Annotated in this window: 15 protein-coding genes; 6 read left to right on the top strand and 9 right to left on the bottom strand. The window is 57.5% G+C overall.

What is annotated here, in order from left to right; all coding sequences use genetic code 11:
• Positions 1-251: 251 nt before the first annotated feature.
• Together CU102_RS01305 and CU102_RS01300 are read right to left on the bottom strand one after the other, a co-directional pair.
• Positions 252-2,006 (bottom strand): cation:proton antiporter domain-containing protein, encoded by a 1,755-nt coding sequence (locus tag CU102_RS01305; protein ID WP_106709149.1) that lies wholly within the window; start codon positions 2,004-2,006, stop codon positions 252-254.
• Between the two features lie 78 nt (positions 2,007-2,084).
• A complete protein-coding gene (locus CU102_RS01300) occupies positions 2,085-2,669 on the bottom strand; it encodes a carboxymuconolactone decarboxylase family protein (RefSeq protein WP_106709148.1) in 585 nt (194 codons plus the stop codon).
• A 304-nt stretch (positions 2,670-2,973) separates the two neighbouring features.
• On the opposite strand from CU102_RS01300, the gene CU102_RS01295 reads away from it, so the two are divergent.
• From CU102_RS01295 to CU102_RS01275, 5 genes are all read left to right on the top strand, one after another.
• A complete protein-coding gene (locus CU102_RS01295) occupies positions 2,974-3,381 on the top strand; it encodes an AtpZ/AtpI family protein (protein ID WP_106709147.1) in 408 nt (135 codons plus the stop codon).
• 51 nt (positions 3,382-3,432) lie between these two features.
• Positions 3,433-4,185 carry a F0F1 ATP synthase subunit A gene (locus CU102_RS01290; protein ID WP_106709146.1) on the top strand — a complete coding sequence of 251 codons (753 nt, stop codon included), beginning with the start codon at positions 3,433-3,435 and terminating at the stop codon, positions 4,183-4,185.
• A gap of 72 nt (positions 4,186-4,257) precedes the next feature.
• Positions 4,258-4,485 carry a F0F1 ATP synthase subunit C gene (locus CU102_RS01285; RefSeq protein ID WP_008125314.1) on the top strand — a complete coding sequence of 76 codons (228 nt, stop codon included), beginning with the start codon at positions 4,258-4,260 and terminating at the stop codon, positions 4,483-4,485.
• An 88-nt stretch (positions 4,486-4,573) separates the two neighbouring features.
• Complete coding sequence (locus CU102_RS01280) at positions 4,574-5,215, top strand: F0F1 ATP synthase subunit B (RefSeq protein ID WP_106709145.1); 642 nt, start codon at positions 4,574-4,576, stop codon at positions 5,213-5,215.
• Between the two features lie 11 nt (positions 5,216-5,226).
• Positions 5,227-5,712 carry a F0F1 ATP synthase subunit B gene (locus CU102_RS01275; protein WP_106709144.1) on the top strand — a complete coding sequence of 162 codons (486 nt, stop codon included), beginning with the start codon at positions 5,227-5,229 and terminating at the stop codon, positions 5,710-5,712.
• 203 nt (positions 5,713-5,915) lie between these two features.
• Here CU102_RS01275 and CU102_RS01270 read toward each other — a convergent pair whose 3' ends face one another.
• Positions 5,916-6,575, bottom strand: a complete 660-nt coding sequence (locus tag CU102_RS01270; RefSeq protein WP_106709143.1) for a ribonuclease HII — start codon at positions 6,573-6,575, stop codon at positions 5,916-5,918.
• A gap of 114 nt (positions 6,576-6,689) precedes the next feature.
• A complete protein-coding gene (locus tag CU102_RS01265; protein ID WP_106709142.1) occupies positions 6,690-7,841 on the bottom strand; it encodes a PA0069 family radical SAM protein in 1,152 nt (383 codons plus the stop codon).
• Positions 7,842-7,949: 108 nt separating this feature from the next.
• On the opposite strand from CU102_RS01265, the gene CU102_RS01260 reads away from it, so the two are divergent.
• A complete protein-coding gene (locus tag CU102_RS01260; protein WP_106709141.1) occupies positions 7,950-8,492 on the top strand; it encodes a glycosyltransferase family protein in 543 nt (180 codons plus the stop codon).
• A gap of 41 nt (positions 8,493-8,533) precedes the next feature.
• On the opposite strand, the gene moaB is transcribed toward CU102_RS01260, so the two are convergent.
• From moaB to CU102_RS01235, 5 genes are all read right to left on the bottom strand, one after another.
• The gene (moaB, locus tag CU102_RS01255; RefSeq protein ID WP_106709140.1) at positions 8,534-9,085 is read right to left on the bottom strand and encodes a molybdenum cofactor biosynthesis protein B; all 552 of its coding nucleotides are present in this window, start codon (positions 9,083-9,085) and stop codon (positions 8,534-8,536) included.
• A gap of 2 nt (positions 9,086-9,087) precedes the next feature.
• A complete protein-coding gene (locus CU102_RS01250; protein WP_106709139.1) occupies positions 9,088-9,972 on the bottom strand; it encodes a 4-(cytidine 5'-diphospho)-2-C-methyl-D-erythritol kinase in 885 nt (294 codons plus the stop codon).
• A 5-nt stretch (positions 9,973-9,977) separates the two neighbouring features.
• Positions 9,978-10,163: a hypothetical protein gene (locus tag CU102_RS01245; RefSeq protein ID WP_106709138.1), complete on the bottom strand. Its 186-nt coding sequence runs from the start codon at positions 10,161-10,163 to the stop codon at positions 9,978-9,980.
• A gap of 74 nt (positions 10,164-10,237) precedes the next feature.
• Entirely contained in the window at positions 10,238-11,095 is an 858-nt protein-coding gene (locus CU102_RS01240; protein ID WP_106709137.1) for a S49 family peptidase, read from the bottom strand.
• A gap of 72 nt (positions 11,096-11,167) precedes the next feature.
• Positions 11,168-11,941, bottom strand: coding sequence for a tRNA1(Val) (adenine(37)-N6)-methyltransferase (locus CU102_RS01235; protein WP_245425106.1), 774 nt, complete (start codon positions 11,939-11,941; stop codon positions 11,168-11,170).
• Between the last annotated feature and the right edge of the window lie 2 nt (positions 11,942-11,943).

Below are 11,943 nucleotides of genomic sequence, written 5' to 3'. Positions count from 1 at the left end.
GGACCCGGAACACGACTTGCCAGCCTGTCCGGTTCCTTTTCATTATGAGGGTGATTCTAAGTGGACGTCGCCACATGAATCACCTCCAAGGTTGAGGGCAGGGCCTTTGCCCCAGAGGTCGAAGCGGCCATCCCTTCGACGCACCGGCTGGCTCGGTGCTTTCTGCTTTTGCCCTCAAACCGCGATCAGATCATTTATTGTTTGGTTTGAAGGACCCCGCAACAAACGCTGGGTTGTGTCAGGTCATTCGATCAGGTGGCATCGAGTGATTGGTCGCGCCGGCGGCGCGATACATTCATCTCCGTACGCTCCCGTGCCATGTTGCTGACCGCCGCGCGCAATGCCGGATGCCGTGCCATGAACATATTGAAGTCCCGGCGTTCGAGCAGGAGGAATTCACAGAAATCAACGGCGACAACATCGGCTGTGCGGCGTCCGCCGCTGAGCAGTGCCATCTCGCCGAAAAACGCTCCAGCTTCCAGGCGAACGTTCTCGTCTTCGAGTTGCACCTCCACGGCCCCGGAGGAAATGAAGTACATTCCGTCGCCGCGATCACCCGCTCTGACGACACGTTCGCCAGGAGACGCCGATTTCGGTCTGAACAGCAAAAGCAGCTCCTCCTGCGAGTCCTCGCTAACCTGTGCAAACATCGGAAACGTCTCGATCAACTGCTGCATTTCCAGTTGGTGCTGCCGGTTTCTTTCCTCGTTTCGGGTCTGGATGATCGCCAGTTCGCGCGAGAGTTTATCATGGTTTCGCTTGCCGTATTTCTTGGAGAGAGACGGCCAGGCCGAACGAATGCTCTTTTGCAGGCCTTCGCCCGCGAGCAAGACAAGCGGGTTCAAGGTAATCGACAGGATTGCCCCGGCCAGGATGAGGTCTTGCCCTTCACGCGGCAACAGGCCGAGCGAAACCCCAAGACCTGCCAGTATGAACGAAAACTCGCCGATCTGTGCGAGACCTGCAGCAATCGAAAGGCCCATTCCAATCGGATATCGCAGCAGCAGTACGATGCCAAAGGCAATCACCGAGCGCGCAACGATGATGAGCGCGAGCACGGCAACCACGGCGATGGGATCGCGAACAAGAATGGAGGGGTCGAACAGCATTCCGACGGATACGAAGAACAATACCGAGAATGCATTCTGCAGCGGCAGCGAATCGGCTGCGGCCCTGTGGCTGAGATGCGATTCGCTCATCACCACTCCGGCGAAAAAGGCCCCGAGTGCAAAGGATACGCCGAAGATCTCGGCTGATCCAAAGGCAATGCCAAGCGCAATCGCCAGAACCGAGAGCGTGAAAAGCTCGGGTGAGCCGGTGCGCGCAACGAGCGTAAGTACCCAGGGCACCACTTTCGGTCCAATGAATATTGCCATGCCAGCGAATGCCCCAACCTTGAGCAGCGTCATGGCAAGCGTCAAAGCGATGGCTATGCCCTCCGTACCAGCGGCTGATCCGGATGCCGCGTCCGCGTGCCCGCCGAGAAGCCCCGCAAGTGGGGGAAGCAGCACAAGCGCGAGTACCATCGCCAGGTCTTCAACAATCAGCCAGCCGACAGCCACGCGGCCGTCGACTGAGTCCACCATGTTCTGTTCTTCGAGCGCCTTGAGAAGAACCACAGTGCTGGCAACCGAAAGGCTGAGGCCGAAGACCAACCCCGCACCAAGACCCCATCCCAGCCAGAAGGCAAGACCGATGCCGATCAAGGTTGCAAACAGGATCCGGCCGAGTGCGCCGGGGACAGCCACGCCGCGGACAGCCAACAGATCGGAGGTCGAAAAATGCAATCCGACACCAAACATCAGAAGGATCACGCCCATCTCGGCGAGTTGGGATGCGAGCTCACCGTCAGCCACGAAGCCGGGCGTATAGGAGCCGATCATGATGCCTGCAACGAGATATCCGACAAGCGGCGGCAAGCGCAGCCGATCCGCGAGATAGCCCAATACCGCTGCGAACACGAAGCCAACGGCAACGGTTGCGATTAATCCAACTTCCTGATGCACGTACGTCCTTCGATTGTCATTGTTCTCGTGGAGCAGCTTGTCATTGATTATTTGGACCTGCTCATCAAGCTTCTTGTATCAATATCTTTTGCCCACTGTCATTGCTGTTCGAAACCCGTCGTCATTGTCGATGTAGACGGACTCGGGACCGGCTCCGACAGCGTCGAAGAACCGGCTGACAAAGCATCGGAACGCAGCACAAAGCGCTATGTCACAAATCTGTTGGTCGGTGAAGCCAACTGATCGCAGTCGATCGACATCACGCTGTTCGACTTTGGATGCATCCTTGGCAATTTTCTCTGCATAAGCCAGCATCTCGACATCTTTTTCCGGCAATCCCGCGGTCCGGAAATCGCGTTGAACAGCCAACACTGCGTCCTTTGATCCAAGATCACCGATAAGCTGCTTGCCATAGACATAGGAACAGTACGTCGACGGTATATGTTTTGCAGCGATAAGCGTGATCAGGCGCCACTCACGCACGCCAAGCGAGAACCCTGAACGAAGCTTGTCGAAAAAATCGGTATAGATCGGCAGGAAGTCGGGCCGTGCGGTAAAGGACCGTGCAGTGGCCATGACAAAACCCATCTGCGATTTCTGTGCCTCGTAGATATCGGCAACCCTGCCGGTCGCCTCCTCTTCCCCAATAGTTTGCAAGAACATGCGGCTCTCCCATAAGCGCTTCTGGATCAACCTAACAGAATTCTACGGGAACCGGGATTCGGAATGCACAGATTAGCGGCCGGCGACCTCAAGAGTGGCGTCGAATATCGCGGATTCGGAGGCGATTCTTGCTCCGAGAGGTGAGACATAAAGTCATATTTGGCTAACATATTGAATTTCACCGCGAAAATTACCTTTGAGAGTCTTGTCTCTGCGCCTTGACTAGCGCGGGGCGTAACAATATGTTGCGCGCGACTTCGAAGCGGGGGTGAAGCCCTGCGTTCAGCGTGTAAAGGACATTGCCATGGCCACAGGGAAACGTCCCGACAAGTCAGGTTCTGTCGATGCGCCGGGTGCCGGGAAAATGCCGGCTTCGGATGAACTGGACAGCCGCCGCCGCTCTCTGGAAGCAAAACTTGTTTCCAAAGGTGTGGGGCCAAAGGCCAGTTCGGATGACAAGGGGACGGAAACCGCCGCCGGTGTCGCGCAGGCCATGAAACTGTCGAGCGAGTTCATCGCGGGCGTTCTGGCTGGTGCGGGGTTGGGCTGGTTAGCTGACCGATTTTTGGGTACTTCACCTTGGGGGCTGATCATTCTGCTCCTCCTTGGTTTTTGTGCTGGAACGCTGAATATCCTGCGCTCTGCAGGGCATGTGGCGGAAAACCGCGGTTTGACATCGATCAAAGAGGTCGACCGCGACAAACCGGAATAAGTCTTGGCGGCAATTGCCACTCAAGAATGGTTAGAGAGAGACGAGGTTAGAGTGTCCAACGATCCGATTCATCAGTTCCATATCAACAAGTGGGTTCCCATTGATGTGGGCGGAATTGATCTATCCTTCACCAATTCGTCGGCCTTCATGCTTGCCACGGTTGGCGTAGCCTCGGCATTTCTCTATCTGACCTCGTCCAATCGCGGCCTCATCCCGACCCGTCTGCAGTCGGTTTCCGAGATGGCCTATGAATTCGTCGCATCCACATTGCGCGAATCGGCCGGCAATGCGGGCATGAAGTTCTTCCCGTTTGTTTTCTCGCTGTTCATGTTCGTGCTCGTGGCAAACATGCTCGGCATGTTCCCATATTTCTTCACGGTCACCAGCCAGATCATCGTCACCTTCGCCCTTGCAATTCTCGTGATCGGCACGGTGTTGACCTACGGTTTTATGAAACATGGTTTCAAGTTCCTCGGCGTCTTTGTGCCTTCGGGTGTTCCCGCGCCGCTGCTTCTGCTCGTGGTGCCGATTGAAATCATCTCGTTCCTTTCCCGTCCTATCAGCCTTTCAGTCCGTCTTTTCGCCAACATGCTTGCTGGCCACATCACGCTGAAAGTCTTCGCAGGTTTCGTTGCTTCGCTGAGCGCCTTCGGCGCCATCGGTGTTGGCGGCGCGATCCTGCCGCTTGCCATGACGGTCGCTCTGACCGGTCTCGAATTCCTGGTGGCTTTCCTTCAGGCCTATGTCTTCACGGTGCTCACATGCATGTACCTGAATGATGCAGTCCATCCCGGCGGTCACTGAGAAGAACCTCACCGGCGGGGTTTCCGCCAAACGCAAATCTATCAATGAGCATTCTATCCAAAGGAGTTTAATATGGATCCGGTAGCAGCAAAGTACATCGGTGCAGGTCTCGCCTGTTTTGGTATGGCCGGTACGGCCCTCGGCCTCGGCAATATTTTCGGCAGCTATCTCTCCGGTGCATTGCGCAACCCTTCAGCAGCTGATGGCCAGTTCGGCCGCCTGGTATTCGGCTTCGCCGTTACCGAAGCTTTGGGCATTTTCTCGCTGCTCATCGCTCTTCTGCTTCTCTTCGCTGTTTAATTCAAACAGTGACTGATGCTGGCTGCGCCTGGCGCGGCCAGCATACTATTTCAAGATTGGGCCTGGCCCGAACCCAAGGGGGCAATACATGTTTGTGTCTTCGGCTCATGCCGCATCCACAACCGATACAACCGTCGCTCAGGGCGAAACCCATGGTGCTACCGAACCGGCAGCTCCTGGAACAACGCCTGACGCCCATGCCACTGAGACACACACCGAAACCGGTGTGGCTCATGAATCGGCTGTATTCCCACCCTTCGACTCTACCCATTATGCATCGCAGATCCTCTGGCTGGCTCTGACGTTCGCTGCCTTCTACCTGTTCCTGTCGCGTGTGATTCTGCCGCGTATCGGCGGGACCATCGAGACGCGCAGTAATCGCATCGCTGCCGACCTGGATGACGCTGCCCGCATGAAGCAGGAGTCGGACGAATCCCTTGCCGCCTACGAGCAGGAACTCGCCGACGCCAAGAAAAAGGCCGGCGGCATTGCCCAGACCGCACAGGACGAAGCCAAGGCCAAGGCCGATGCGGAACAGGCAAAGATTTCTGCTGAGCTCGAAAAGAAGCTGAGCGAGGCCGAGGCCAGCATTGCCGCCATCAAGGACAAGGCAATGAAGGAAGTCGGTACGATTGCCGAGGAGACCGCCACCGAGATCGTCAAGAAAATCGTCGGCGGAACCGTGGACAAGGCAAGCATTTCCGCCGCTGTCAAAGCCGTGCGAGGCTGAGGAGAACTACTATGGCACTTGATGCAACATTCTTCGCCCTCGTCGGTCTCGTCATCTTCCTCCTGCTGGTGGTTTTTCTCAAGGTTCCAGGCACCGTCGGCAAATCGCTTGACGCCCGCGCCGACCGCATCCGCGACGAGCTGGAAGAAGCCCGCCGCCTGCGTGAGGAAGCTCAATCCTTGCTTGCCGAATATCAGCGCAAGCGCAAGGAAGCCGAGAAAGAGGCAACCGAGATCGTCGCCATCGCGCAGCGTGAGGCTCATGGCCTGTTCGAAGAAGCCAGGAAGAAGACCGAGGAATATGTTGTCCGCCGCAACAAGCTCGCCGAGCAGAAGATCGCTCAGGCCGAGGTTGAGGCAGTCAACGAGGTTCGCGCTTCCGCTGTCGATATTGCGATCGCTGCTGCCAGCCGTATCCTGGCTGACAAGGTCGACACCAAGACTTCGTCAGACCTGTTCAAGTCATCGCTGACGGAAGTGAAATCCCGCCTCAATTAAGAACGCGACATTTCATCTGAGCAAAGCCGCCGCAAGGCGGCTTTTTTGTTTTGGCTATCCCGCATCTGATAAGATTTCGGTACCGAAGCATCCAGGACTCGTACAAAAACCTGCGATTTCGATACAAGAAAGTTCGAAATCGGGACAAGAATTTCAACTGCGGCGATAAATTTGGTGGTGCCAGGTTGAGCTGACCGCCCTGACTAGATCTGGCGGTCTTTCAGCGGCGAGAAGCTGAAGCGATGCAGGCCAACGACAGGCCCATGGGTTTCCATCGCATTGCGATGAAACTCCGTGGCATAGCCAGCATGGGATTCAAGGCCGTAAAGCGGATAATAGCGGCCGGTCTGAGCCATCATCCGGTCGCGCGTCACCTTGGCAAGGATCGAGGCGGCCGCAATCGACACCGAGCGCTGGTCGCCCTTGATAAGGGCGGTAGCGGGGCATGGAAGACCGGGTGCCACATCGCGTCCATCGATCAGCGCGTGACCCGGCAAGATGGCAAGGCCGCATACCGCGCGGCGCATGGCCTCGAGCGCCGCCCGTAGAATATCGCTTGCATCGATAGCGGGCGCAGAAATACTGGCAACGGCGCAGGCAAGCGCAGTATCTGTAATGATTTCAAAGAGTTCTTCGCGGCGCTGCGCCGTCAGGCGCTTTGAATCATCAAGACCTTCAGGGATTTTCTTCGGGTTCAGAATGACTGCGGCTGCAACCACCGGACCCGCCAGCGGCCCACGGCCGGCTTCATCGATGCCGACGACAAACTCTATTCCACTGCGCATGAGTTTCCGCTCGCTGGCAAAATCCGGTTTGCCAGGTTCGAAAGGAAGAAGCAGAGAATCAGAACGCGATCGAGCCATGTTGCGGCGAGACTCGCATTCGTTCTGATTCTCTGCAAGCCCTTGGGTGGCTGATGGGGTGGGCTACCCAAGGTCACGTCAGGCCGGATGGGGATGTGCCTGACGGAACTGCGATTAGAACAACGACAATTGCTCGCTACCTGGCGTTGCGGCAAACAGGTCCGTGCGCAACCGTCGTTTGGAAAGGTTCATACCGAGGCGCTTCGCCGCTATCTCGAACCGCCGTCCGATTTGCCAGGCATAGGGGCCTTCGCCGCGCATTCGTTTGCCCCATTCGGCGTCATAGTCCTTGCCGTTTCGCATCGACCGTATCAGCGAAAGTATGTGCCGGTAGCGATCCGGATAGTTGCGCAACAGCCATTCCTTGAAAATCGGACTGACCTCCAGGGGCAGGCGGAGCAACACATAACCGGCCTCGAGTGCGCCCATGGCGCGCGCGCTGTCGAGCACGCGTTCGATCTCATGGTCGTTCAGACCCGGAATGACCGGTGCGACCATGACACTCACCGGTATGCCTGCATCAGAAAGGCTGCGCAGGGCCTGCAGGCGACGCGTTGGCGTCGAAGCGCGGGGCTCCATCGTCCTTGCAAGCTTGCCGTCGAGTGTCGTCACCGACAGGGCGACCTTGGCAAGTCCTTTCTCAGCCATGCGTGTCAGAATGTCCTGATCGCGCATGACCAATGCCGATTTCGTAACAATACCAATAGGATGGTTGTGCGCTTCCAGCACTTGAAGAATATCGCGCATGATACGCCACTTCTTCTCTATTGGCTGATAGGGATCGGTATTGGTGCCGATTGCTATCATCTTTGCCGTGTAACCCGGCCGCGACAGTTCCTTGTCCAGCATCTTAGCGGCGTCCGGCTTGGCAAAAAGCTTCGATTCGAAGTCGAGGCCGGCGGAAAGGCCCATATAGCTGTGCGTCGGGCGGGCGAAACAATAGATGCAGCCATGTTCGCAGCCGCGATAGGGATTGATGGAGCGGTCGAAGCTGATGTCGGGCGAATCGTTCCGCGTTATGATCGTGCGGGGCTTCTCGACCTGAACTTCCGTTTTGAACGGCGGCAGGTCTTCGATCGTCTCCCAGCCATCGTCATAGACGTGGCGGCTTTCGGCTTCGAACCGTCCAGACGGATTCATGCCTGCGCCGCGGCCGCGGCGACGTTCGCTGTCGATCCGCAGCCCGGCTTCCTCAATCAGCGCATTGGCGCGTTGTGCGCGGCCTTGCCCGAAGGCCGCCTTGTCCGCTTGCACGACGATGTTCATTTGCATTCTCCTTGGGCTCCGGGAGCGAAACGAGTCGCTCATGCAACATGAAAACATTCCTATCAAACTGTGAGAACAAATCAAGAACAATATGCGCCAAAAGGAGTGATGGAAATTCGTTTAATAATACTATATTGGCACCTGATGATTTCGGTCCTGATTGAAACCCAGAATTCTGATGAACTCCTGGCCAGAACGCTTGGCGGTCTGGTTGGCGGCGCTGTCGAAGGGCTGCTAAGCGACGTGATCATCATCGATCATGGCTCGGTAGACCAGACCCACCGGGTTGCAGATCAGGCAGGTTGCATATTCCTGCAGGACCAGACATTGATTGACGGATTCAGGCGGGCGCGCAGCGAATGGTTCCTGTTTCTCGAGCCCGGAGCACGCTTGCTTGACGGCTGGATCGAACCCGTCGCGGTCCACATCGAGCGCATGCAGGGGCCGGCCTGTTTCACCCGGTCCCATACCCACCGGCGGCCGTTTCTCAGCCGGGTTTTCTCCCCCGGTAGTCCACTCGCCGACGGGCTATTGATTTCCAAGCGCCAGTCCATGGCGCTCTTCAATCCTGGGAAGAAGGCGGTTGATCTGGCGCGCGGCCTCGCCATGAAGCGGCTGAGAGCGGAAATCATTCCTGCTGCGTTAAAGTGAGCGCGCAGAGACCGCCGCGGTAGAGTTTTCGAGGCAGTCTCTCAGCTCTTGCCGCTGCGCTTCAGATGCTCGTCCAGACGCGGCATGATCTCGACGAAGTTGCAGGGCATGTGCCGGTAATCCAGCTGGTACTGCAGAATGTTATCCCAGGCATCCTTGCAGGCGCCCGGAGATCCGGGAATCACAAAAACGAAGGTCGCATTGACCACGCCGCCCGTTGCCCGGGACTGTATCGTTGAGGTGCCGATCTTGTCATAGGAGATGCGGTGAAAGACTTCGGAGAAGCCGTCCATTCGCTTCTCGAAGATCGGCTCCAGCGCTTCCGGAGTAACATCGCGCCCGGTAAAGCCCGTACCCCCGGTAGTGATGATTACATCGATTTGCGGGTCTTTCGACCATGAGAGCACGCGGTCACGGATTTTGTCCCGGTCATCCGTGACAATGGCGCGCTCGGCCAGCGTATGGCCAGCAGCAAGGACCCTCTCAGCCAATATGCTGCCGGACTTGTCATCTTCAAGCTTGCGTGTATCGGAGACCGTCAGAACGGCAATCTTGACCGGCACAAACGGACGTGTCTCATCGATGCGGGCCAATCTCAGCTCCCTTCCTTAACGCTATGGGTAGCGACAACAAACCAGTCCGGATTCCTTTGGCGAAGATTTTTCGCCGCAGTCTCGGCCTCACCATCGCTGTCATAGATGGCAAAACACGTGCCGCCGGAGCCGGACATGCGGACCAGCCGGGCATCGGTGTTGCGCAGTTCATCCATTGTTTCACAAATTGCCGGTGTCAGTCTTGCCGCTGCGGCAAACAGATGATTGTCGGTTTCGGCCAGGTAGGCACAGACATCAAGGACTGTAGCCAGGGCTGGCAAAGCAGGAAGGGGAGGGTTGTCGCGTTTTTCCAGCGCCGCGAAGACCTGTGGTGTCGAGACCGACAGGCCGTTATTGGCGAGCAGGATCGGCAGATGCGGAAGACCCGCGACGTGCTCGATATCCTCGCCAATGCCGCGGGCAATCAGGGACCTTCCCTGCAGGCACATCGGAACGTCTGCACCCAGCATCAAGCCGATCGCGGCTAACTGTTCTGGTTCCGCTTCAATGCCCCAAAGCGCTGCCAGGGAACGGACGGTCGCCGCGGCATCGCTCGACCCGCCACCAATTCCCGAGGCGACTGGAAGTCGCTTCTCCAGATGAATGGCGACCGGCGTGGCCTGTTCCGGAAAATGCCGGCGCAGTGCGTCCCTAGCCCTGAGCACGAGATTGTTCTCATCATCCGGCAGTTCGCTTCCGAACGGACCTGACATCGCGAAAGAATCGGCGGGAGCGTGCTTGACGTTCACCTTGTCGCCGAAAGCGGCAAAGATCACGAGACTGTCGAGTAGGTGGTAGCCGTCGCTCCGCCGACCGGTTACATGTAGCGCAAGATTGATCTTTGCCGGGGCAGCCAGGCTGATTGTGCGGTCAAGACTGTCCAGCATGGTGGTCAATCTTTGCGCACATGGTATTCGCCGGTCTCGGGATCCTGCACAAGAGTGCCCTGTGCGTGATTCTGGACTTCTTTTTCCGCCTCGCGCACCCGTTGCGAAACCCGATGTGCTTCTCGCTTGAAGGAACGGTAACCGTAATAGGCCGCGGCACCCACAAGCGCGAAAAAGATCAATTGTGCCATCGTCCTTAACCCTCGATTATCGATGCAGTTCCCATTGGCACCATAGCACGGACCGGGTTCTGTCTATAGTCGATTTACAATCCGAAACGCGACCAAAGTGCGCGTTCCTCTGCCGCTTCGATCAAACCGTTGGCAAGACCTGAACCGAGCTGATCCATATGGACATCGACTGACGGGACCTTGCGTCCAAACAGACCGCGGGGTGCCGAGATCAATCGCAGCCTGGTTTTCGGACCATACTGCGACTGGAGATAGGAGCGCATGTCGCCAATGCCGTCGACAAGACCGAGCTCCAAACCTCTCGTTCCGGTCCAGAACAGACCGGTAAACAGATCTGGATTATCGCTGAGTTTCTCGCCGCGCCGCTCCTTGACCAGATTGATGAAGGTCTCGTGTATTTCCAGCTGCAGCGCCTTTAGATGTTCGACATCTTCCTTGTTCTCGGGGCGGAAGGGATCAAGAGTTGCCTTGTTCTTGCCTGCGGTATGCACCCGCCGCTCGACGCCGATTTTCTTGATAAGGTCGGTGAATCCGAAGCTTGCGGAGACGACGCCAATGGAGCCAACGATGGAGGAGGGGTCCGCGATGATTTCATCGCCGGCGACAGCAATCATGTAACCGCCGGACGCCGCTACATCCTCGACGAACATGTAGACTTTTTTGTTCTTTTCCTCGGCGAGATCGCGAATACGCCGGAAAATCAACCGCGATTGCACCGGAGAGCCGCCCGGGGAATTGATGGAAATCGCTACCGCCGGCGCGTCCTTCTCAGCGAATGCCTTCTCCAGAACAGCAGCCGTGGTGCTGAGCGACAGGTTCTGCCGGAACGGGCCGCCGCCAGTCATGATCACGCCATGGAGGCGAACAACGGGTATTTCCTGATAATCGGGACGCCAGCGGCGGGGCAGTAATTTCCTGATGAATCGGGGCAAGCGTGTCTCCTGTCGAGGTTTGCTGTCACGAGCATGTAGGCTGTGCGCGGAAATTCGCAATGGTTTCGAGGTCTAAAACAGCGATGCCAACCCATTGTTGATTGCATTTGCCCGTTCGGTGAAGCCATTTCCAGTCTCGTGATGCATCACGAGTGCCGGATGCAGGGAGAGGCCGGCGCGACTGCCCCTGATACCCTTGATGACGATGCGGATGGCGGCGTCCTGTGGTCTCGGCTGTACTGGAACGATGATCAAGCCGCCGAACCGCCCCTTCAGTGCATCAAGAAGGTCGGCAATCGATGTTGGCCGGGCGATGATACCGATCGCTCCGCCGGGTTTCACGATGGCTGCCGCTGTCCTGATCCACTGCTCCATCATGCCCTGCGTCATGACGTGCGCCTCCGCCTTGACCGGATCGGGCGTCGAACGATCGGTCGGAGGGTTGAAGGGTGGGTTCATAATGACAAAGTCGAAGCCGTTGTCGCCGAGACCTGCTGCAACCCGGGCCCTTCCAGTCAAGGTGACGTCCGCTTCGATCACCTCGGCGCGGCTGGCGAACGCCTTGTTTTCAGGAAGGGCCAGGGAGCGCCTGGCGAAATCAGCCATGAAGTCCGAGCGCTCGATCAGCGATGCTCGTGCGGTGGAGCACCGGGAGAGGACTGCAAGCCCGGCAGCGCCGGCACCGGCGCCGAGATCGGCAACATGGCCCTTGAATTCATCCGGCACGACACTTGCGAGAATCATCGCGTCGACGCCCGAGCGATGCCCCTTTGCGGCTGGTTGCAGCAGATGAAACCGGCCGCGATGAAATGCGTCAATCGTATACGGAGCGTCATTGGCGAGCATAG

It is taken from the genome of Phyllobacterium brassicacearum (assembly GCF_003010955.1).
GTDB lineage: Bacteria > Pseudomonadota > Alphaproteobacteria > Rhizobiales > Rhizobiaceae > Phyllobacterium > Phyllobacterium brassicacearum.
Note: the sequence above shows the minus strand (reverse complement) of the source record. Positions and strands in the feature narration are given on the sequence as shown.

Coding starts and splice junctions, on each gene's coding strand:
- CU102_RS01300 (WP_106709148.1), bottom strand. CDS start 2,669: ATGTTCTTGCAAACTATTGGGGAAGAGGAGGCGACCGGCAGGGTTGCC.
- CU102_RS01295 (WP_106709147.1), top strand. CDS start 2,974: ATGGCCACAGGGAAACGTCCCGACAAGTCAGGTTCTGTCGATGCGCCG.
- CU102_RS01285 (WP_008125314.1), top strand. CDS start 4,258: ATGGATCCGGTAGCAGCAAAGTACATCGGTGCAGGTCTCGCCTGTTTT.
- CU102_RS01280 (WP_106709145.1), top strand. CDS start 4,574: ATGTTTGTGTCTTCGGCTCATGCCGCATCCACAACCGATACAACCGTC.
- CU102_RS01275 (WP_106709144.1), top strand. CDS start 5,227: ATGGCACTTGATGCAACATTCTTCGCCCTCGTCGGTCTCGTCATCTTC.
- CU102_RS01270 (WP_106709143.1), bottom strand. CDS start 6,575: ATGGCTCGATCGCGTTCTGATTCTCTGCTTCTTCCTTTCGAACCTGGC.
- CU102_RS01265 (WP_106709142.1), bottom strand. CDS start 7,841: ATGAACATCGTCGTGCAAGCGGACAAGGCGGCCTTCGGGCAAGGCCGC.
- CU102_RS01260 (WP_106709141.1), top strand. CDS start 7,950: ATGGAAATTCGTTTAATAATACTATATTGGCACCTGATGATTTCGGTC.
- CU102_RS01250 (WP_106709139.1), bottom strand. CDS start 9,972: ATGCTGGACAGTCTTGACCGCACAATCAGCCTGGCTGCCCCGGCAAAG.
- CU102_RS01245 (WP_106709138.1), bottom strand. CDS start 10,163: ATGGCACAATTGATCTTTTTCGCGCTTGTGGGTGCCGCGGCCTATTAC.
- CU102_RS01235 (WP_245425106.1), bottom strand. CDS start 11,941: ATGCTCGCCAATGACGCTCCGTATACGATTGACGCATTTCATCGCGGC.